Source organism: Isoptericola sp. 178 (assembly GCF_030586525.1).
In the GTDB taxonomy this organism is placed as follows: Bacteria; Actinomycetota; Actinomycetes; order Actinomycetales; family Cellulomonadaceae; genus Isoptericola; species Isoptericola sediminis.
Map to the genome: position 1 here is coordinate 675,141 of NZ_JAUQYN010000001.1, position 20,266 is coordinate 695,406.

Genomic DNA, 20,266 nt, shown 5'->3' on the forward strand with positions numbered 1-20,266 from the left:
CCGACATGCCCACCCCCTCCGTGCTGTTCGTCTGCGTCCACAACGCCGGCCGCTCCCAGATGGCCGCCGGGTTCCTGCGCGCGCTCGGCGGCGACGCCGTCGAGGTCCGCTCCGCCGGGTCCGCCCCGAAGGACTCGATCAACCCCGTCGCCGTCGAGGCGATGCTGGAGCAGGGCGTCGACCTCCGCGCCGAGCAGCCCAAGGTGCTCACCGACGACGCGGTGCAGGCCTCCGACGTCGTCATCACCATGGGCTGCGGCGACGCCTGCCCCATCTACCCCGGCAAGCGCTACGAGGACTGGCAGCTCGACGACCCGGCCGGCCAGGGCATCGACGCCGTGCGCCCGATCCGCGACGAGATCGAGCGCCGGGTGCGGGAGCTGCTCGCCTCGCTCGACGTCGAGGTGGTCGCCCGATGAGCGACGGGCCGAAGATCGTCGTCGTCGGGTCCGTCGCCGCCGGCACCACGGCCGCCGCCAAGGCCCGGCGCGGGTCGGAGGACGCCGAGATCGTCGTCTACGAGCGCGACCGGGACATCTCCTACTCGGGCTGCGGGCTGCCGTTCTACCTCGGCGGCGTCGTGGAGAGCATGGACGATCTCACCCCGCGCGACCCCTCGTGGTTCGCGCAGCGCTACGCGATCGACGTGCGCACCGGCCACGAGGTCACCGACGTCGACGCCAGGTCCCGCACGATCACCGTCCAGGACCTGGCCACCGGCGAGACGTTCACCGACGGCTACGACGAGCTCGTCCTCGCCACCGGTGTCTCCCCCGTCGTGCCGCCGCTGCCCGGCGTGGACGCCGACGGCGTGTTCACGCTGCGCAACCCGTCCGACGCCCGGGCGATCCGGCAGTGGATCGAGTCCCGCGGCGTCGAGCGGGCGGTGGTCGTCGGCGCCGGGTACATCGGGCTGGAGGCCGCCGAGCAGCTCACCGAGCGCGGTCTCGAGGTCACCGTGGTCGAGCAGGAGCCGCACGCGATGCCCTCCCTGGACGCCGACGTCGCCGACCGCGTCGACGACGAGCTGCGCGACCACGGCGTCGAGCTGCTCACCAGGGCGCGGGTGACCTCGATCGAGACGGCCGACGACGGCGCGGCCCGGGCCGTCGTCGTCGCGGCGGACGAGGACGGGAAGGACCGGACCGTGCCGGCCGGGCTGGTGATCGTCGCGGTCGGGGTCCGGCCGAACCTCGAGCTGGCGGAGGCCGCCGGGGTGCGCGTCGGGGAGACCGGCGCGATCGCCGTCGACCGCCGCGGCCGGACCTCGGTGGAGCACGTGTGGGCCGTCGGGGACGTCGCCGAGAGCTTCGACCTCATCACCGGCGAGCCGGTCTGGGTGCCGCTCGGGTCGACGGCCAACAAGATGGGCCGCATCACCGGTGACGTGCTCACCGGCGGGGACCTGGAGCACCGCGGGATCCTCGGGACGTCGATCGTGCGCGTCTTCGACCTCGCCGTGGCGCAGACCGGGCTCTCGGAGGACCGCGCCCGCGCCGCCGGGTTCGACCCGGTCATCGTGCACAACATCAAACCCGACCGGCCCGAGTACCTCGGCGGCCAGGAGATGCTGATCAAGGCCGTCGCGGACCGCGTCACCGGGCGGCTGCTCGGTGCCCAGCTCGTCGGACCGTCGGGTGTGGACAAGCGCGTCGACGTGCTCGCCACCGCCATCAGCTTCGGGGCGCGGGCCGAGGACCTGTTCCACCTCGACCTCGCCTACGCCCCGCCGTTCTCCACCACCAAGGACCCGGTGCACTACACGGGCATGGCGCTGGACGGCGCCGTCAGCGGGCGGGCCGGGCTCGTCTCGTCCGCCGAGCTGGACCGCCGGCGTGACGCGGGCGGCAGCCTCCAGGTGGTCGACCTGCGCTCCGCGAAGGATCGCGAGCGCTCGTCCGTCGACGGCTCCGTGCACATCCCGTTGGCCGAGCTGCGGGCCCGGGCCGCCGAGCTCGACGCGGCAGTGCCCACGATCGTCTACTGCAACAAGGGCGTCACCGCCAACGCCGGGCAGAACGTGCTCCGCAACCGCGGGTTCGCCGACGTCGCGAACCTGTCGGGCGGCAACACGACCTACCAGCGCCACCTGCGCGGCCGCGGCCTGTCAGGATGAGCGCGCACCACAGGAACCCACCCGAAGGAACCGCTCCGTGACCCGGCTCGCCCGCCGCCTCGGCACGAAGGACGCCGTCGCGATCGGACTCGGATCCATGATCGGCGCCGGCGTCTTCGCCGCGTTCGCCCCGGCTGCCCGCGCCGTGCTGCCCGCCGGCACCGGCTGGGCGCTGCTCGGGGCCCTGACGCTGGCCGCCCTCGTGGCGTACGCCAACGCGACCAGCTCGGCCCAGCTCGCCGCCCAGTACCCGGTGGCCGGCGGTACGTACGTCTACGGCCGCGAACGCCTCGGCGAGTGGTGGGGCTACCTGGCCGGGTGGGGGTTCGTCGTCGGCAAGACGGCGAGCTGTGCCGCCATGGCCCTGACCTTCGCCGCCTATGCCGCCCCGCCCGGCTGGGAGCGTCCGGTCGCGGCGGTGGCGGTGGTCGCGCTGGCCGCGGTGAACTACCGGGGCGTGACCCGCACGGCCCGGCTGACGCGCTGGATCGTCGCCCTCGTGCTGCTCGTGCTGGCGACCTGGACCGCCGTGGTGTGGTCGGGCGCGGCCGCCCCGTCGCTCGGGATCGGCGCCGTCACCCCGACGGACGGCGGCTGGGCGGTGGCCTACGGGGTGCTGCAGGCCGCGGGTCTGCTGTTCTTCGCGTTCGCCGGGTACGCGCGCATCGCCACGATGGGCGAGGAGGTGCGCGACCCGCGCCGCACGATCCCGCGGGCGGTGCTGCTGGCGCTCGGTGGTGCCGTCGTGGTGTACACGGTGGTGGCCCTCACGCTGCTCGGGTCCCTGGGCCTGGACGGCATCGCCGGCACGACGGCGCCGCTGGCCGCCGCGGTCGACGGCTCACCGTGGGCCGGGGTGGTCGTGCGGGTCGGGGCGGCGGCCGCCTCGCTGGGCGCGCTGCTGGCGCTCGTGGCCGGCATCGGGCGGACGTCGTTGGCGATGGCGCGCGAGGGCGACCTGCCTCGCTGGCTGTCGGCGGTGCACCCCCGCTTCGGGGTGCCGCACCGGGCCGAGGTGGCGCTGGCCGTGGTCGTCGTGGCGCTCGTGCTGGCCGTCGACCTGCGCGGCGCGATCGGGTTCTCCAGCGTGGGTGTGCTGCTGTACTACGCGGTCGCCAACGCCAGCGCCTGGACGCAGACCCCCGAGCACCGGCTGTACCCGCGCGTGCTGCAGGGGTTCGGCCTGGTCGCGTGCCTCGTGCTCGTGGTGACGCTGCCCGTCGGCGCGGTGCTGACCGGGGTCGGCGTGTTCGCCGTGGGGGTGCTCGTCCGGTGGGTCCGGCAGCGGCGGTCCCGCACGGGCTCGACGTCCTAGGACCGGCAGGGGTCGATACCGTGGGAGGGATGACGTCCCTCGGCACCCACCCCCGCCCGCTCGCTGCCGCCCGTCGCGCCGTGCTCGAACGCCGGGTGCGCTGGATCGTCACCGCGACGATCGCCTACAACGTCGTCGAAGCCGTGGTGGCCCTCACCGCCGGCCACCTGGCCTCCTCGGCGGCCCTGGTCGGGTTCGGGCTCGACTCGGTCGTCGAGGTGCTCTCCGCCGCCGCGGTGGCCTGGCAGTTCGCCGCCCCCGACCCGCACCGGCGTGAACGGGTGGCGCTGCGCCTGATCGCGTTCTCGTTCTTCGGGCTGGCCGCGTTCGTCACCGTCGAGGCCGTGCGCACCCTGCTCGGGGCGGTCGAACCCGACCACTCGACCGTCGGTATCGCGCTCGCCGCCGTCAGCCTCGCCGTCATGCCGCTGCTGTCCTGGTTCGAACGCCGCACGGGCCGGGAGCTCGGATCGGCCTCCGCCGTCTCCGACTCGAAGCAGACCCTGATCTGCAGCTACCTCTCGGCCGTGCTGCTCGTCGGCCTGGTGCTCAACGCGACCCTCGGCTGGACGTGGGCCGACCCGGTGGCGGCGCTCGTCATCGCCGGGTTCGCCGTCCGGGAGGGCCTCGAGGCGTGGCGTGGGGACGCCTGCTGCACCCCGGTCGCGGCGATGGTCGGCCACGAGGACGGGGACCACGCCGGCGACTGCTGCGGCGGCGACGACTGCTGCGACGCCAGCTCCTGACCCGACCGCCCACCGCGCGAGTCAGCACGACACCGCGCGAGTCAGGACAGTTCTTCGCGAGTCAGGACAGTTCTTCGCGAGTCAGGACAGTTCTTCGCGAGTCAGGACCGGTCGGCGACGAGTCAGCGCCGGGCCCGGCTGGCGCCGAACGGCCCGCCGAACACGAACGAGATCCCCAGCACGTAGCCGAAGTCGTACCAGTTGCCGCTGTTGTGGACCTCGTAGATCGAGACGGTGTCGGTGAACAGCGACACCACGAAGGTGACCGGCAGGATCATGCCCTGCCAGAGCCCGTACCAGAACCCGGCCGGGTCCTCGGCGCCGGCGGGGGCGGTGTCGAGCGCGGGGTTCGCGCCGGCCGCGCAGGCCGAGAGCAGGGTGAGCACGAGGACGACGGCGGCGGCCGTCACCAGACGGCGGGAGCGGCTGGTCATGCGTCCAGCGTGGCACCGGGTGCGGGCCGTCGCGCGACGGCGGCGGCGCGCACCCGGTGCCGACGAACCTACCGCGGCGCCGACGACAGCGCGACCGGCCGGGGTCCCGGCTCCGCCGTCGTCCCGCAGCAGCCGTCGCCGCCGTCCGGCTCCGCCAGGTCCGTCGAGCAGACCCCCGTGGTCGGCAGCTCCAGGTGGACGGCGTCGGCGGCCGCCCGGTCCCCCGCCAGTGCCGCGGCGATGGACCGGACCTGCTCGTACCCGGTGGCGAGCAGGAACGTCGGCGCCCGGCCGTACGACTTCATCCCGGCCAGGTAGAAGCCGGCGTCGGGGTGGCTGAGCACGGACTCGCCGTGCGGTTCGACGGACCCGCACGAGTGCAGGTTCGGGTCGATGAGCGGGGCGAGCCGGGACGGCGCCTCGACGACGGGGTCGAGGTCGAGGCGGATCTCGCGCAGGAGGTCGAGGTCGGGCCGGAACCCGGTGGCCCCGACGACCTGGTGGACGGCGAGGTCGAGCGAACCGTCGACCCCGGCACGGCGTCCGGTCCCGCGCACGCGGACGACGTCACCGTCGGGCACGAGCTCGTCGACCGCGGCGCGGGTGATCAGCTCGAGGCGGCCGGCCTCGACGGCGTCGCGCAGCCGGCTGCCGAGCAACCCGCGGGCCGGGAGCTGGTCGTCGGCACCACCGCCGAACAGCCGGCGCGCCGAGCCCCCGCGGATGGCCCAGGTGACGCGGGTGCCGGCCACCTCGTCCGCCAGCGTCGTCAGGGCGAGCAAGGTGTTGGCGGCCGAGTGCCCCGTCCCCACGACCAGGGTGTGGCGGCCGGCGAACCGGTCCCGGTCGGCGCCGAGGACGTCCGGCAGGGGCCCCGTGACGAAGGTCCGCGCCGCCTCCTCGCCCACCGCGGGGATGCCGTGCGCACCGACGGGGTTGGGGCGGGTCCAGGTGCCGGAGGCGTCGACGACGGCCCGGGCGAGCACGTCCCGGGTGCTGCCGTCGGCCCCGACGGTCCGCACGCGGTAGGCACGGCGCTCACGTCCCAGGGAACGGGTGCGGTCGGCCCCGTCGCGGACGACGGCGGTGACCCGGGTGCCGTACGCGATGCGGTCGCGCAGGGCGTCGGTGGTGGCCAGCGGCTCGAGGTAGTCGTGGACGAGGTCCGCGCCCGTGGGGAGCGCCTCGAGGTCCGGCTCCTGCCACGTGCCGGTGGCCTCGAGCAGACGGCGGGAGGCCGGGTCGACGCAGTACCGCCAGGGCGAGAACAGCCGCACGTGCCCCCACTGGGCCACCGCCGCGCCGGGGCCTTCACCGGCCTCCAGCACGAGCGGGTCGAGCCCGCGTTCGAGCAGGTGCGCCGCGGCCGCGAGCCCGGTCGGGCCTGCGCCGATCACCACGACCGGGTACTCCGTCGTCGTCCCCATGACTGCCTCCATATCGATACTTGTCGATGTGTCCGCGGACAACATATCCACACTTGTCGATACGTGGCAAGATGGAGGCCATGACGACGACCGAGACGCCCGCCACCGACGCACCGGCGGGCTCCTGCTGCGTCGAACCGGCCGCTGCGGGCGTCGACGCCGCGCGTGCCCAGGAGCTGGCCCGCGTGTTCAAGGCCCTCGGCGAGCCCGCCCGGGTGCGCCTGCTCTCGATCGTCGCGGCCCAGCAGGGCCACGAGGCGTGCGTCTGCGACCTCACCGAACCCGTCGGCCTGAGCCAGCCGACCGTCAGCCACCACCTCAAGGTGCTCGTCGACGCCGGGCTGCTGACCCGCAGCCAGCGGGGGCGGTGGGCCTACTACGCGGTGGCTCCCGGCGCGCTCGACCGGACGGCCGCGGCGCTGGGCAGCCTCTGACAGGCTGCCGGCCGCGCGGCCCACGGGCCGTGCGCCGCGCGGCCGCTCACCGCGTGATGACGGGCGCCCGCTCCGGGAGGCGGTCGAGGCGGTCGGCCGTGGAGATCGCGCACTCGGCGAGCTCCGTGGCGATCTGGGCCGACAACCCGAGGTAGCCGGCCGGGTCGACGAGCTCGTGCAGCTCGTCCGGCGCGAACGACCCGCCCACCAGCGGGTCCGCCTGCAGCAGCTCCAGGAACGGTGTGTCCTGCGTGGCGGCCGCCTGCGCCACCTCGAAGACGACGTCGTGCGCCTTCTGCCGACCGATCTTCTCCCCCAGGGCGAGCATCAGCGCCTCGGAGCCGATCATGCCCTCGGACAGCTTGATGTTCTCGCGCATCCGGGCCGGGTCGAGCTCGAGGCCGGCCAGGATGACCTGCAGCCGGGCCAGCATGTCGCCGGCCAGCACCGCCGCCGACGCCGAGACGTCCTCGAGCAGCGCGGTCATCGCCCCGTTGGCCTCCTGGTCGTGCAGCATCGACTCCAGCGCCGGGGTCGCCAGGGCCCGCAGCTCGGACGACATCGTCAACAGGTCCAGGGCGAGCTGGGGGTTGCGCTTGTGCGGCATCGTCGACGACCCGACCGTCCCCTCGGGGACCGGCTCGAAGGCCTCGGCGAACTCCGGCTGCATGAGCGCGTAGACGTCGCGACCGATCTTGCCGATCGTCCCCGCGAGCTGGGCGAGGACCAGCACGAGCTCGACGATGCCGTCGTTGACCGAGCGGGACGGCACCCGCATCGGGTGCAGCGAGAGCCGCTGGGCGACGCCCGCCTCGATGACGCGCCCGGCGTCCCCGAAGGACGCGAACGTGCCGGCAGCGCCGCCCATGAGGACGCAGAACAGGCGGTCGTCGAGCCGTTCGAGGCGTTCGGTGTGCGCGACGAGCTGGTCGATCCACACCGCGACCTTGAACCCGAAGGTGACCGGCACGGCGTGCTGGGAGTGGGTGCGGCCCGCCATCGGCAGGTCGGCCGCCCCCTCGGCCAGGGCCGCGGCGGCCCGGAGCGTGCCGCCGAGCTGGCGCAGCAGCACGCGGTGGGCGTCGCGCAGCACCAGCACGTCGGCGGTCTGGGTGATGTTCTGCGTCGTCGCACCCCAGTGCACCCAGCCGCCGTGCTTGGACCCGACGACGCGGGCGAACTCCTCGATGAGCGGCACCAGCGGGTGGCTGGCCTCCGCCGTGCCCGCCAGCACACGCTTGATGTCGAGCTTCTCGATGCGGGCGGTCAGCGCGATCGCCCGGGCGGACTCCTTCGGGATGACGCCGGCGTCGGCCTCCGCCAGGGCCAGCGCGGCCTCGACGTCGAGCCGGGCCTGCCAGCGGTTCTCGCGCGTGAACAGCGCGGCGATGCCCGGGTCGGGGACCCGGCCCTCGGTGAAGCGTCCGAACGGTGCGACGATCATGTCCAGCTCCTGTCGACGTGGGAGTCGATGCTGTGCATTCTGCCCCGCCCATGTTTCAGCGGTGACAACTGGGCACCCCGCGGAAGGCTCAGCGCACCAGCAGCGCCGGCCGGTCGGGATGGTCGACCCGCACCACGACGTCGGCCCGCCGCTCGGGCGCGACCTCGCGTCGGTACCGCGTGTACGCGGCGAGCCGCCACGCCTCGTCGAGCGGGGTGTTCCGGGTCTCGGTGGCCGGCCGCAGCGCGAGGTGCACCGACAGGTCGACGTCGAGACCGCGGCCGAGGGTGAGCGATCCGTCCAGCACGACGACGGTCCCCGGTGCCGCGTCGACCCGGTCCGCCCGGGTCGGGCGGTCCGTCACGGGGTCCCGGAGCGAAGGCAGCCAGCGGCCTCGGTGCACCACCGCGGTCAGGACCTCGCGGTTGAGACCGCCGACGTCGATCCAGTCGTCCAGCAGGGCGTCCGGGTCCCGGCGCCCCTGCTCCAGCCGCAGCGAGGCGGGACGCCAGAAGTCCCGGACCCGCACCCGGGCCACCGGGCGCCCGGCGACCTCCAGCGGGCCGACCAGGGCGTCGGCGAGCACCTCGGGGCGGGTGGACGGGTGCCCGTCGACGACGAGCCGCACCGGGCGGTCGGCCGGCCGGGACAGGACGAGGTCGACGACGTGGGTCACCACGGCGTCGGGGGTCGTGGGCTCGGCGTGCACGCGGTCCAGTCTCGCAGCGGCGCCCGGCGGCGGGCGGCGGGCGGCGCTACCGGGCCGCGCTACCGAGTGCCGGCGTGCTCGACGCAGCGGGTGGTCGCCGGGCGGGCCTCGAGCCGGCCGGCGGGGATCGCCCGCCCGCACACCTCGCACACGCCGTAGGTCCCGGCTTCCACCCGGTCGAGGGCCGCGTGCAGGGCGTCGCGCTCCTGCTCGGCCTCGGCGAGCAGCGCCGCCGCCTGCTGACGCTCCCAGGCGAGCGTCGCACCCTCCGGGTCGTGCTCGTCGTCGACGTTCTCGCCCCGCACCGAGGCGACGATCCCGTCGACGACGGCGCGCTGCCGGGCGATGCGGTCCTCGGTCAGCGCCAGCCGCTCGCGCAGCCGGGCCACCGGATCCGGCGTGACCACCTCAGAACCCCCGGTAGGTCCACCGGCCGGCCACGAGGGTGCCCGCCACGGGCAGCTCGCGCAGCACCTCGGCGAGGACGGCCGCTCCCGTCGGGGTGCCGTCGTCGGACAGCGTGAGGGGGTCGAGCTCCAGCACCGCCAGGTCGGCCGGGTCGCCGGGCCGCACCCGCACCCCGCGACCGTCGGTCGAGGCCGCGAGCGCCGTCGCGACGTCGATGCGCTGCTCGGGGTGCCACGGGTCGCGGCCGTCGCGGGACCGGGTGACGGCCGAGGCGATCGCGAACCACGGGTCGAGGGGTGCCACCGGCGCGTCGGAACCGAGGGCCAGCGGCACCCCGGCGGCGTGCAGGTCGGCGAGGCGGAACGCCCGCTCGGTGCGGCCGACCCACAGCTCGTCGGAGGCGTCCCGGTCGTCCATGGCGTGCTCGGGCTGCACGCTGGCGGTGATGCCGAGCGCCGCGAACCGCGCGACGTCCTCCGCCTGCAGCATCTGCGCGTGCTCCACGGACCCTCGCGCCCGGGAGGCCTCGAAGGCGTCCAGCGCGAGGGCGTTGGCGTGGTCGCCGATCGCGTGGATGGCGCAGCGCAGCCCCGAGGCGTGGGCGTGCGTCATGAGCGGCACGAGCTGGTCGGTGGCGACGTTGAGGATGCCGTGCGCGTCCGGTCCGGCGAACCCGGCGTAGTCGTCGAAGCAGAACGCCGTGAGGGTGTTGAGCGAGCCGTCCGAGATGACCTTCAGGGGGCCCTGGGTGATGAGGTCGGCGGCCGGCCCGGACCCGGGGGCGAGCACGTCGCCGGTGTGCAGGCCCGCGTCGACGACGGCGTCCAGGTGCTGCTCCCACACGGCGGCCCGGACGCGCAGCAGGTCCCAGCCGGCCATGGCCCGGCGACGCCACGCGGTGAGGTTGTCGTCCACCTCGAAGTCGACGACGCCCACGACGCCGCGTTCGGCGGCGGCCCGGGCGGCGTCGGCGAGGAGCTCGTCGGCGTCGGCCGCCGAGACCGTGACGATCTCGGGGGAGGCCGGCATCCACTCCTCCTCGCGCAGCAGACCCGTGGGGTGGTGCTCGATGCCCAGGTACCGCAGCCCGGCGGTCGACGCCCAGGCCGAGTGCAGGTCCCCGGAGATCAGGATGACCGGGACCTCGCCGGCGACGTAGTCCAGCACCTCCGAGGTCGGCTCGTCGTCCCACGTGGCCCAACGGAAACCGAACCCGACGAACGGCCGGCCCGGGGCCGGGTGGCGCCGTTCGTCGGTGAGCGCGGCACCGACCAGGGCGGCGGCGTGCGCGGGCCCGGTCGCCGTCGAGACGTCCAGGCGGCGGCGCACCATGGCCCACTGGGTCAGGTGCGTGTGCGCGTCCCACAGCCCGGGGATCACGGTGCGACCGTCCAGGTCGACGCGTTCGGGCCCGGTGTACCCGACGTCGAGGTCACCGGGCAGGGGTGCGCCCGTGGGGACGACGGCGGCGACGTGGCCGTCGGCGAGCAGCACGTCCACCGGCCGGTCGGGGCGCCCGGCGAGGCGGGCGTTCACGAGGTGCAGGACGGTCACGCGCACACCGTATGACGTCCACCCCGCGCCGGGCAGGCCGGGAGGCGGATCGGCCGCGAAGAGGCTGGTCAGGCGCTCGCGGCGACGACCGTGCGCAGGGCCTCCACCACGAGCGCGTGGTCGTCCGCCTGGGCGAGCCCCGAGACGGTCACGACCCCCACGATCCCGACACCCTCGACACGGACCGGGAACGCACCCCCGTGGGCCGCGTACTCCTGCAGGGGCAGCTGGTGCGTCTCGTTGAAGTCCCGTCCGCGCGCGCGGGCGCGCAGCCCGACGAGGTACGACGACGCGCCGAACCGGTGCACGACCCGCACCTTGCGCTCCACCCACGAGTCGTTGTCCGGCGTCGTCCCCTCGCGCGCCGCGTGGAAGACCTGCTGGTCCCCCTTGCGCACGTCGATCGTCACGGCCAGGTCCCGTTCGGCCGCGAGCTCGACGAGCAGGCAGCCGAGCCGCCACGCGTCGTCATGGGTGAACCGGGCCAGCACGAGCTCGTGCTCGGCCGCCTCGGCCTCGGCGACCAGGGCGGCGACGTCGTCGGTGCTCATGCGCCCCAGCGTGGCACGTCCGCCCCGACCTGTCCGACCGGACCGCGCCGCGCACCGCGCCCGGGTGGCGTCGCTCACAGCGGGAATACGGCCGGAGCGCCGCCCTGTTGGCGCTCGTGGCATCACGCCGGTCGATGCGACCCATCGACACCATTGATCGATCGTCACGTCCGCCCGGGGCACCCCGCCGCCGGGCCCACGCACCACCCAGGAGAACCCTCATGCGACGCACGCCCGCCCTCCTCGCCACCGCCACGGCCGCCCTGACCGCGCTGGCGCTGACGGCCTGCGGCACCGACGGCGGGACCTCCGGGGGCGCGGACGCCGCCGAGGGCACAGGCGAGCTGAACCTGGTCTCGGACGGCACCCTGACCGTGGCCACCGAGGGCACCTACCGGCCGTTCACCTACCACGACGCCTCCGGCGAGCTCGTCGGGTACGACGTCGAGGTGGCCGAGGCGGTCGCCGACGAGCTCGGCCTGGAGATCGAGTTCGCCGAGACCCAGTGGGACGCGATCTTCGCGGGGCTGGACGCCGGCCGGTTCGACACCATCGCCAACCAGGTGTCGATGACCCCGGAGCGGCTCGAGTCCTACGAGTTCTCCCAGCCGTACACCGTCTCGCGCGGCGCCGTCGTCGTGGCCGAGGGCGACACCTCGATCACGAGCTTCGAGGACCTGGACGGCAAGGTCGCCGCGCAGTCGCTGACCAGCAACTGGCGGGCGCTGGCCGAGGAGTCGGGTGCCGAGATCGAGGCCGTCGAGGGCTGGGCCCAGTCCGTCGAGCTGCTCGGCACCGGCCGGGTCGACGCCACGATCAACGACTCGCTGACCGTGCTCGACCACCAGGCCGAGCACCCCGACGCGCCGATCGAGATCGCCGCCGAGACCGAGGAGACCTCCGAGATGGGGTTCGTCGTCACCCCCGAGAGGGCCGCCCTGGTCGCGGAGATCGACACCGCGCTGGACACCCTGCGTGAGGACGGGACGCTCACGGCACTCTCGGAGAAGTACTTCGGGGCCGACGTCACGAGCTGATGGACGTCCAGCTCTTCACCGACTCCTGGTGGCCCCTCGTCCTCGGGGGGCTGACGGGGACGATCCCGCTCGCGCTCGTCTCGTTCGCGATCGGGCTGGTCCTCGCCCTCGGCGTCGCGATGCTGCGCCTGGCGGCCCACCCCGTGCTCTCCGGGGTGGGCCGGGCGTACGTCTCGGCGATCCGCGGCACGCCGCTGCTGGTCCAGCTCTTCGTCATCTTCTACGGGCTGCCGTCCCTGGGGCTGACGATCGACCCGTGGCCGAGCGCCGTCATCGCGTTCTCCCTCAACGTCGGCGGGTACGCCGCCGAGGTGATCCGCGCCGCCACCCTGTCCGTGCCGACCGGCCAGTGGGAGGCCGGCTACGTCGTGGGCATGTCCCGCACCCGCACCCTGCGGCGGATCGTCCTGCCGCAGGCCGCCCGTGTGTCCGTGCCGCCGCTCTCGAACACGTTCATCTCCCTGGTCAAGGACACCTCGCTGGCCTCGCTGATCCTGGTGACCGAGCTGTTCCGCGAGGCGCAGGAGATCGCCGCGTTCACCAGCGAGTTCATGCTGCTGTACGTCGAGGCCGGGATCATCTACTGGATCTTCTGCACCGTGCTGTCCTTCGGGCAGACGCGGCTCGAGAGGAAGCTGGAGCAGTATGTCTGAGGCACCCCTGCTCACCGCCACCGGACTGCACCTGTCCTTCGGCGACAACCACGTGCTGCGCGGCATCGACCTGGAGGTGCGACGGGGCGAGGTCGTGGCCCTCATCGGCCCGTCCGGGTCCGGCAAGACCACGCTGCTGCGCTCGCTCAACGGCCTGGCCGCACCCGATGCCGGCACCGTCGCCTTCGACGGCGGCCCGTCCGTCACGTTCGACGGCGGTCCCCGCCGCGCGTGGGGCCGGGCCGGGCGCCGGGCACAGGCCGCCCGGGACGCGCTGCGCGACCGGTCGGCGATGGTGTTCCAGCACCACCACCTGTTCCCGCACCTGACGGTGCTGCAGAACGTCACCGAGGGGCCCGTCCAGACCCGCGGCGTGCCGCGGGCCGAGGCCGAGTCACGGGCACTAGGTCTGCTGGAGCGGGTGGGGCTCGCCGCCAAGCGCGACGCCTACCCCCGCGAGCTGTCCGGCGGGCAGCAGCAGCGCGTCGGGATCGTGCGGGCCCTGGCCCTGCAGCCGGACCTGCTGCTGTTCGACGAGCCGACCTCCGCCCTCGACCCCGAGCTCGTCGGCGAGGTGCTGACGGTGATGAAGGAGCTCGCCGAGGAGGGCTGGACGATGGTGGTGGTCACCCATGAGCTGCAGTTCGCCCGCGCGGTGGCCGACGAGGTGCTGTTCCTCGACGACGGCGCGGTGGTCGAGCGGGGGGCGCCGTCGACGATGTTCTCGGCCCCCCGCGAGGAGCGGACCCGTCGGTTCCTGCACCAGGTCCTGCACCCGCTCGACTGAACGGCCGGCTCGCTCGACGAAGGAACGGCCGCACCGCGGGCCCGGGGCAGCGCGACCGGGCGTGGTCGGTTGCCCCGGGCTCTGGCAGACTCCGCGCCATGGCAGACGTCACGGTGGTCGGAGCTGGGGTGATGGGGCTGACCTGCGCCGTCCGCCTCCTGGAAGTGGGGCACCGGGTCACGGTCGTCGCCCGGGACCTGCCCCGGGACACCACCTCGGCCGTCGCTGCGGCGCTCTGGTACCCGTACCTCGCCTCCCCGCAGGACCGCGTCACCCGGTGGTCGGCCCGGTCCTTCGAGGTCCTCGCCGACCTGGCCGCGACGGACCCGGGGGCCGGCGTCACGATGCGCTCCGGGACGGAGGTCTTCGGCGAGCAGCCGGCCGAGCCGTGGTGGCGCGACGCCGTCCCCGCGCTCACCCGGACGACGGAGGTGCCGTCGTCGTACGCGGCGGGCTGGACCTTCGCGTCGCCGGTGGCGGACATGCCGCGGTACCTCGGCTGGCTGGCCGGCCGGGTCACCGCCCTCGGCGGCGCGATCACCCGTCGGACGGTGGCCTCGTGGCCCGGCGACGCCGACGTCGTCGTCAACACCACCGGGCTGGGAGCCCGCGAGCTCGCCGACGACCCGTCGGTGCACCCGGTGCGCGGCCAGGTCGTCGTCCTGGCGCAGTGGGGCCTGGACCGGTGGTGGCTGGACGCGCGCGGACCGACGTACGTCGTGCCCCGGACCGACGAGGTGGTGGTCGGCGGCACGCACGAGGCCGACGACGACACCCTCGACCCCTCGCCGCGGACGGGGCTGGACATCCTCGAGCGGGCCGCCCGCCTCGTGCCCGCGGTCGCGGAGGCGCGCGTGCTGCGGCACGCCGTCGGGCTGCGGCCGGCGCGCCCGGAGGTCCGCGTCGAGCGGGCGGGCCGCGTGGTGCACTGCTACGGCCACGGCGGGGCGGGCGTCACGGCGAGCTGGGGCTGCGCCGACGACGTGCGCTCCCTCGTCCAGGACGCGGTGGCCGCATGACCCGGCTGATCCTGCTGCACGGCCGCGACACCGGAGGGCTCGACCCCGAGCGCATCGAGGCCGGCTGGCTGGCCGCGCTGAACGCGGGGCTCGCCGACGCCGGTGCGGAGCTGCGGCTGCGCGACGACGACGCCACGTTCGTCTTCTACGGTGACGCCCTGGCGGCCGTCACCGGCGGGGACGAGCCCCCGCCGATCACCACGCACGGCCTGCCCGGGCTGTCCGAGGACGCCGCCCGGTTCGCGTTGTCGGTGGCGCGGGAGGTGCTCAGCGGCTCCGGGGTGCTGACGGCGGCGCCGTCCGTCGCACCCGCGTCGTTGACCGGCGGGTCGTTGTGGGCCGCGCTGTCGGCGGCGCTGGCCGCGGTCGACCGGTGGGTGCCGGGGCTGAGCAGCGCGATCCTGCTGCTCTTCGTCCGCGACGTCTACGTCTACCTCACCGACGACGAGGCGCGGTCGACGATCGACACCGGCGTGGCCGCGGCGTTCGCCGGGGACGAGCCGGCCGTCGTCGTCGCCCACTCGCTGGGATCGGTGATCGCCTACCAGGTGCTGCGCTCGGCGGTTCCCGGGGCCGACGACGTCCCGCTGCTGGTCACGCTCGGCTCCCCCCTGGCCATCACCGCGGTGCTCGACGCCGTGCGTGCGCTCGCGCCGCTCACCTGGCCGGAGCCGGTGCAACGGTGGGTCGCGCTGCGCGACCCGCGCGACCTGCTGACGCTGAACGACCTGGACCCGGCGGCGTTCCCGGTCCCGGGGCCCCGGTCGATCGAGAACGCGCACGTCGAGAACCCGGTCCCGGGGCACCACGCGGCCGCGAGCACGCTGGACGGCCGCCCGGCGGGCTACCTGGCGGCTCCCGAGGTCGGGGCGCTGGTCGCCGAGGCGCTGACCGCCGTGCGGCCCGCGCGTCCCGGGGCCGAGGGCGCCTGCCCTCCCTGAGACGTTCGGCGCACCGGCTGCTACGCCGTGCGGTCCCGCCAGCCGGGCACCAGCCGCTCGAGCGCGTCGACGAGGTCGATGGAGTCCCCGTCCTTGCCGCCGGCACCGAGCACGAGCGGCGGACGGGTCGCGGCCGGGCGCACCCCCCGCACCCGGTCGAGCAGGGTCAGCGGCGCGGTGAGCACGTAGAACTCAGCGTCCGTGGAGACGGCGGCGGTGCGGTCGGCGCGCAGGTACCAGCCCTGCAGCGGTGTCCGGGCGGTGCCGCGACCGCCGTACCCCTTGACCTGCAGCGGCTCGGGGTCCGGCCCGACCTCGCGGGCCGCCGCGACGAACCGGGCGAGGAACTCCTCGGCGCGGCGGTGCTCGGCGTCCTGCCGGGCGGCCAACCGGGCGGCGTGCTCGTGGGCGGCCTCGGTGCGCTGCCGGGCCCAGTCGTCACTCACCCGGCCAGTCTCCCACCCCCGCCCGGTCGTAGCCCTGCGGGTCGTCAGAGCTCCCGCTCGGCGTGGGCCCGCAGGGCGTCGCGCACGAAGGTCGCCCCCTCGACGCCGCCGTAGTGCGCGGCGAACCGCTCGTCGGCGACGTACATCTCGGCGAGCCCCAGGACGTACTCCTTCGGCGGGCGCCCGACGTCGGCCCCGGGCGTCCCGGGGATCGAGCCGAGCCACTCGACGTGGCGAGCAGCGAGGGTCTGCGCCTCGGGCGACTCCGGGTCGACGCCCCGCTGCGCGGCGTCGACCCACGCGCGGCCCAGCGCCTCGGCCTTCTCACGGAAGTCGGCCTGCCCGTCGACGCCGAGACCGCGCCACCAGGCGTCGGACTCGCGGTAGGCGTCGGCGCCCCAGCGCTCGGTCACCTCGTCGGCGTACTGCGTGTGGTCGAACCCGTCCAGCATCTCCTCGGCCATGATCGGCCTCCTCTCGGTCAGTGCGGCGAGCGTGCGTTCCACCGAGGCGATCTGCCGGTCGATCCGGCCGCGCTCGTCGTGCAGCACCGCGAGATGGCCGCGCAGGGCGGTGGCCTCGTCGGTGCCGGCGTCCAGGACCTCGGCGATCCGGGCGAGCGGCAGCCCGAGGTCGCGCAGCATCAGGATGCGCTGCAGGCGCCGGATCGCGGCGTCGTCGTAGCGGCGCAGCCCACCGTGCCCGGTGCCCGACGGCGGCAGCAGGCCGATGCGGTCGTAGTGCCGCAGGGTGCGGCTCGAGACCCCCGCGAGGCGGGCGACGTCCTGGATGGAACGGCTCATGGCACCGACGCTAGAGGTTGACGCCGCGTCAACAGCAAGGGGTCGTCAGCCGTCCGTGGTCGGGGACTCGGCGCCGGCCGGCTCCGGCTCCGAGGAGGGACTGTCCGTCTCCGACGCGTGGTCCGGCACCAGCTGCTTCCCCGGCGGCGCCGTGGCGTTCCACTCCTTGACCGCCGCCCAGGCGACGGCCGTGATCGGCACCGCCAGCAGCGCACCGACGATGCCGGCGAGGATCGTGCCGGCCGTCAGGGCCGAGAGCACGACGAGCGGGTGCAGCGACAGGACCTTGCCCATGACGACCGGTGCCAGCAGGTCGCCCTCGAGCTGGTTCACGGCGACCACGAGCGCGACCACGACGAGGGCCGCCACCAGACCGTTCGTCACCAGCGCCACGAGGGCGGCCAGGGCACCCGCGAGGACCGCGCCGATGAGCGGGATGAACGCCCCGAGGAAGACGACCGCCGCCAGCGGCAGCGCCAGCGGGACACCGATGATCAGCAGGCCGACACCGATGAAGACGGCGTCGACCGTCGCGACGATCGCCGTGCCGCGCAGGTACCCGCCGAGCACCTCGACCGAACGCTCCCCGACCCGCTGGGCCCGCTGCCGCGTGGCCTCGCGCAGCGGGGTGATGAGGAACGCGAACATGCTGCGGCCGTCCTTGAGGAGGAAGAACAGCACGACGACGCCGAGCAGCAGGCTCGCGACGGCCTCCGCCGCCGCGGTCGCCCCGCGGATGGCCCCGGACTGCACCTGCTCGCTCGACAGCGCGTCCACCGCCGACTGCCGGACGGACTCGATCTGATCCGGGCTGATCCCCAGCGGCCCGTCGGTGAGGAAGGCCTCGAGCTCGTCGATCCCGCGGCCGGCCTCCTCGACGAGGTTCGGCCACTCGTCCTGGAACGCCAGGGTCACGAGCCACACCACCAGCCCGAGCAGGACGAGGCCCGCCAGGAGCGTGGTCCACGTCGCCAGCAGCGCCGGCCACCCCCGGCGACGCAGGAAACCGACCAGCGGGGCCAGGGCCGCGGCGACGACCATGGCGATGAGCACCGGGATCACCAGCAGCGACAGCCGGGTCAGGGCGAAGACCACGCAGGCGGCCAGCGCGAGCAGCAGGAGCACCTGGGCCGCGCGGATCGCGGGCCGCCCGAGCCGGTCGTTCCACAGGCGGGCGACCTGCCCGGAGGGTGACGAGTTGTCCATCGGTTCAGCGTGGCACCGCGCCGACGATCTTTCTCGTCCTGCCCCACGTCACGCGCCCGAACCGCCGATGGATGGATACCCCTGGTGGGTATACCGTGGACGGAGACGGAAGGAGTTCCATGGCCACGTCGCACACGGACCACACCGGGCACGCCGAGCGCACTGAGCACGCCGAGCGCACGGACCAGACCGAGCACACCGGGAGCCACGAGGACCACGCGGGCCACGGCGGCCACGCGGGCCACGGCGGCCACGCGGGCCATGGGGACCACGTCGCCCAGTTCCGGCAGCTGTTCTGGATCATGCTGGTACTGGCCGTCCCGACGGTCGCGATGTCGAGCACCTTCGCGATGCTGCTCGGCTACGACCTGCCCGACGCCAGCTGGGTCCCGTGGGTCTCCCCCGTCCTGGGCACCGTGATCTACCTCTGGGGCGGCCGCCCGTTCCTCACCGGGGCCTGGAGCGAGCTGCGCTCGCGGACCCCCGGGATGATGCTGCTCATCGGCCTGGCGATCACCGTCGCCTTCCTCGCGTCGCTCGGGGCGAGCCTCGGCGTGCTGGACGGCGGTCTCGACTTCTGGTGGGAGCTCGCCCTGCTGGTGGTGATCATGCTGCTGGGCCACTGGGTGGAGATGCGGTCCCTGGCCCGGACCACCTCCGCGCTCGACTCGTTGGCCGCCCTGCTGCCCGACGAGGCCGAGCGCGTCACCGACACCGGGACCGAGACCGTCTCCCCGACGGACCTGCACACCGGCGACGTCGTCCTGGTCCGCCCCGGGGGCAGCGTCCCGGCCGACGGCCGCGTCGTGGACGGCCGTGCCGAGATGGACGAGTCCATGGTCACCGGCGAGTCCCGCACCGTGACGCGCACCGACGGGGACCAGGTCACCGCCGGCACCGTGGCCACCGACTCGGCGCTGCGCGTCGAGGTCACCGCGACCGGCGACGACACGACCCTCGCCGGCATCCAGCGCCTGGTGAGCGAGGCGCAGTCGTCGTCCTCCCGGGCGCAGCGGCTGGCCGACCGCGCCGCGGCCTGGCTGTTCTGGTACGCACTCGGTGCGGCCGTGGTCACCGCGGCCGTCTGGACCGCGACCGGCAGCCCCGACGAGGCCGTCGTGCGCACGATCACCGTGCTCGTCATCGCCTGCCCGCACGCCCTCGGCCTGGCGATCCCGCTCGTCGTCTCCATCGCCACCGAGCGGGCGGCCCGCGGCGGCGTGCTGGTCAAGGACCGCCTCGCTCTGGAGAGCATGCGGACGGTCGACACGGTCCTGTTCGACAAGACCGGCACCCTGACGCGCGGCGAGCCCGCGCTGGGCGACGTCGCCGCGACCGCTGACCTCGACGAGGACGCCGTGCTGGCGCTGGCCGCCGCGGCCGAGGCCGACAGCGAGCACCCGCTGGCCCGCGCGATCGTGGCCGCGGCGAGCGACCGCGGCCTCGACGTCCCCCGGGCGGGCGACTTCTCCTCCGAGCCCGGGCTCGGCGTCACGGCGACCGTGGACGGCAGCGAGGTCCGGGTCGGCGGACCGCGGCTCCTGGAGGAGACCGGCGCCGACGAGGCCCCGGAGGCCGCGGGGTGGCGCGACCACGGGGCCACCGTCCTGCACGTGCTGCGCGACCGCCGCGTCGTCGGTGCGCTCGAGCTCGCCGACGAGGTGCGCCCGGAGTCCGCGCAGGCGGTCCGTGCCCTGCACGCGCAGGGTCTCCAGGTCGTCATGATCACCGGCGACGCCGAGGCCGTGGCGCGGTCGGTGGCCGAGGAGCTCGGCATCGACCGCTGGTTCGCCGGGGTGCGGCCCGAGGACAAGTCCGACCGCGTGGCCGAGCTGCAGCGCGAAGGACGCAAGGTCGCGATGGTCGGCGACGGCGTCAACGACGCACCCGCCCTCGCCCAGGCCGACGTCGGGATCGCGATCGGCGCCGGCACCGACGTCGCGATCGCCTCCGCCGGGGTCGTCCTGGCCAGCGACGACCCGCGGTCGGTGCTCTCCGTCATCGAGCTGTCCCGAGCGACCTACCGGAAGATGAAGCAGAACCTGTGGTGGGCGGCCGGCTACAACCTGCTGGCCGTGCCGCTCGCCGCCGGCGTGCTCGCCCCGGTCGGGTTCGTCCTGCCGATGTCGGTGGGCGCCCTGCTGATGTCCGCCTCGACCGTGGTCGTGGCTCTCAACGCCCAGCTCCTGCGGCGCCTCGACCTGCGGCCGGGCGGCCCGGCCGCGAGGGACTGAGC

The 20,266-nt window shown here is 74.7% G+C and carries 21 protein-coding genes; 11 read left to right on the forward strand and 10 right to left on the reverse strand.

Translation table 11 applies throughout. The features are described from left to right. Window positions 1–5: 5 nt before the first annotated feature. Genes Q6349_RS03175 through Q6349_RS03190 form a run of 4 tightly spaced genes read left to right on the forward strand, consistent with a single transcriptional unit; the run spans window position 6 to window position 4,177 of the window. Window positions 6–419 (forward strand): arsenate reductase ArsC, encoded by a 414-nt coding sequence (locus Q6349_RS03175; protein WP_304602819.1) that lies wholly within the window; start codon window positions 6–8, stop codon window positions 417–419. Beyond that, window positions 416–2,116 (forward strand): FAD-dependent oxidoreductase, encoded by a 1,701-nt coding sequence (locus Q6349_RS03180; protein WP_304602820.1) that lies wholly within the window; start codon window positions 416–418, stop codon window positions 2,114–2,116. The genes Q6349_RS03175 and Q6349_RS03180 overlap by 4 nt, the downstream gene beginning before the upstream one ends. A 37-nt stretch (window positions 2,117–2,153) precedes the next feature. Beyond that, a complete protein-coding gene (locus tag Q6349_RS03185; protein WP_304602821.1) occupies window positions 2,154–3,431 on the forward strand; it encodes an APC family permease in 1,278 nt (425 codons plus the stop codon). A gap of 29 nt (window positions 3,432–3,460) precedes the next feature. Continuing rightward, window positions 3,461–4,177, forward strand: coding sequence for a cation diffusion facilitator family transporter (locus Q6349_RS03190; RefSeq protein WP_304602822.1), 717 nt, complete (start codon window positions 3,461–3,463; stop codon window positions 4,175–4,177). A gap of 122 nt (window positions 4,178–4,299) precedes the next feature. Here Q6349_RS03190 and Q6349_RS03195 read toward each other — a convergent pair whose 3' ends face one another. Then, entirely contained in the window at window positions 4,300–4,611 is a 312-nt protein-coding gene (locus tag Q6349_RS03195) for a hypothetical protein (protein WP_171246162.1), read from the reverse strand. Between the two features lie 68 nt (window positions 4,612–4,679). Next, window positions 4,680–6,038, reverse strand: coding sequence for an FAD-dependent oxidoreductase (locus tag Q6349_RS03200; RefSeq protein ID WP_304602823.1), 1,359 nt, complete (start codon window positions 6,036–6,038; stop codon window positions 4,680–4,682). Window positions 6,039–6,118: 80 nt separating this feature from the next. Between Q6349_RS03200 and Q6349_RS03205 the strand changes: the two genes are divergently transcribed. Then, window positions 6,119–6,472, forward strand: a complete 354-nt coding sequence (locus Q6349_RS03205; RefSeq protein WP_171246160.1) for a helix-turn-helix transcriptional regulator — start codon at window positions 6,119–6,121, stop codon at window positions 6,470–6,472. A gap of 46 nt (window positions 6,473–6,518) precedes the next feature. On the opposite strand, the gene Q6349_RS03210 is transcribed toward Q6349_RS03205, so the two are convergent. From Q6349_RS03210 to Q6349_RS03230, 5 genes are all read right to left on the reverse strand, one after another. After that, a complete protein-coding gene (locus Q6349_RS03210; protein WP_304602824.1) occupies window positions 6,519–7,916 on the reverse strand; it encodes an adenylosuccinate lyase family protein in 1,398 nt (465 codons plus the stop codon). Between the two features lie 88 nt (window positions 7,917–8,004). Next, window positions 8,005–8,625 carry a uridine kinase gene (locus Q6349_RS03215; RefSeq protein WP_304602825.1) on the reverse strand — a complete coding sequence of 207 codons (621 nt, stop codon included), beginning with the start codon at window positions 8,623–8,625 and terminating at the stop codon, window positions 8,005–8,007. 59 nt (window positions 8,626–8,684) lie between these two features. Further along, window positions 8,685–9,032 carry a TraR/DksA family transcriptional regulator gene (locus Q6349_RS03220; protein ID WP_369810793.1) on the reverse strand — a complete coding sequence of 116 codons (348 nt, stop codon included), beginning with the start codon at window positions 9,030–9,032 and terminating at the stop codon, window positions 8,685–8,687. 1 nt (window position 9,033) lies between these two features. Continuing rightward, the gene (locus Q6349_RS03225; RefSeq protein ID WP_369810792.1) at window positions 9,034–10,587 is read right to left on the reverse strand and encodes an amidohydrolase; all 1,554 of its coding nucleotides are present in this window, start codon (window positions 10,585–10,587) and stop codon (window positions 9,034–9,036) included. Window positions 10,588–10,655: 68 nt separating this feature from the next. Further along, the gene (locus tag Q6349_RS03230) at window positions 10,656–11,138 is read right to left on the reverse strand and encodes a heme-degrading domain-containing protein (RefSeq protein ID WP_304602827.1); all 483 of its coding nucleotides are present in this window, start codon (window positions 11,136–11,138) and stop codon (window positions 10,656–10,658) included. A gap of 221 nt (window positions 11,139–11,359) precedes the next feature. On the opposite strand from Q6349_RS03230, the gene Q6349_RS03235 reads away from it, so the two are divergent. From Q6349_RS03235 to Q6349_RS03255, 5 genes are all read left to right on the forward strand, one after another. Beyond that, window positions 11,360–12,175 carry an amino acid ABC transporter substrate-binding protein gene (locus Q6349_RS03235; protein WP_304602828.1) on the forward strand — a complete coding sequence of 272 codons (816 nt, stop codon included), beginning with the start codon at window positions 11,360–11,362 and terminating at the stop codon, window positions 12,173–12,175. After that, window positions 12,175–12,828: an amino acid ABC transporter permease gene (locus Q6349_RS03240; protein ID WP_304602829.1), complete on the forward strand. Its 654-nt coding sequence runs from the start codon at window positions 12,175–12,177 to the stop codon at window positions 12,826–12,828. The genes Q6349_RS03235 and Q6349_RS03240 overlap by 1 nt, the downstream gene beginning before the upstream one ends. Continuing rightward, window positions 12,821–13,615 carry an amino acid ABC transporter ATP-binding protein gene (locus Q6349_RS03245; RefSeq protein WP_304602830.1) on the forward strand — a complete coding sequence of 265 codons (795 nt, stop codon included), beginning with the start codon at window positions 12,821–12,823 and terminating at the stop codon, window positions 13,613–13,615. The genes Q6349_RS03240 and Q6349_RS03245 overlap by 8 nt, the downstream gene beginning before the upstream one ends. Window positions 13,616–13,713: 98 nt before the next feature. Continuing rightward, window positions 13,714–14,634, forward strand: coding sequence for an FAD-dependent oxidoreductase (locus tag Q6349_RS03250; protein WP_304602831.1), 921 nt, complete (start codon window positions 13,714–13,716; stop codon window positions 14,632–14,634). Then, window positions 14,631–15,575: a hypothetical protein gene (locus Q6349_RS03255; RefSeq protein WP_304602832.1), complete on the forward strand. Its 945-nt coding sequence runs from the start codon at window positions 14,631–14,633 to the stop codon at window positions 15,573–15,575. The genes Q6349_RS03250 and Q6349_RS03255 overlap by 4 nt, the downstream gene beginning before the upstream one ends. A 20-nt stretch (window positions 15,576–15,595) precedes the next feature. Here the strand turns inward: Q6349_RS03255 and Q6349_RS03260 are convergent, their stop codons facing one another. The 3 genes from Q6349_RS03260 to Q6349_RS03270 are packed head-to-tail and all read right to left on the reverse strand — an operon-like array spanning window position 15,596 to window position 18,030. After that, window positions 15,596–16,021, reverse strand: coding sequence for a hypothetical protein (locus Q6349_RS03260; protein WP_304602833.1), 426 nt, complete (start codon window positions 16,019–16,021; stop codon window positions 15,596–15,598). A 44-nt stretch (window positions 16,022–16,065) separates the two neighbouring features. After that, the gene (locus Q6349_RS03265; protein ID WP_304602834.1) at window positions 16,066–16,824 is read right to left on the reverse strand and encodes a MerR family transcriptional regulator; all 759 of its coding nucleotides are present in this window, start codon (window positions 16,822–16,824) and stop codon (window positions 16,066–16,068) included. Between the two features lie 45 nt (window positions 16,825–16,869). Beyond that, a complete protein-coding gene (locus Q6349_RS03270) occupies window positions 16,870–18,030 on the reverse strand; it encodes an AI-2E family transporter (protein WP_304602835.1) in 1,161 nt (386 codons plus the stop codon). Window positions 18,031–18,149: 119 nt separating this feature from the next. Here Q6349_RS03270 and Q6349_RS03275 point away from each other — a divergent pair, with 119 nt between their 5' ends. Continuing rightward, the gene (locus Q6349_RS03275; protein ID WP_304602836.1) at window positions 18,150–20,264 is read left to right on the forward strand and encodes a heavy metal translocating P-type ATPase; all 2,115 of its coding nucleotides are present in this window, start codon (window positions 18,150–18,152) and stop codon (window positions 20,262–20,264) included. The last annotated feature ends 2 nt before the right edge of the window (window positions 20,265–20,266 follow it).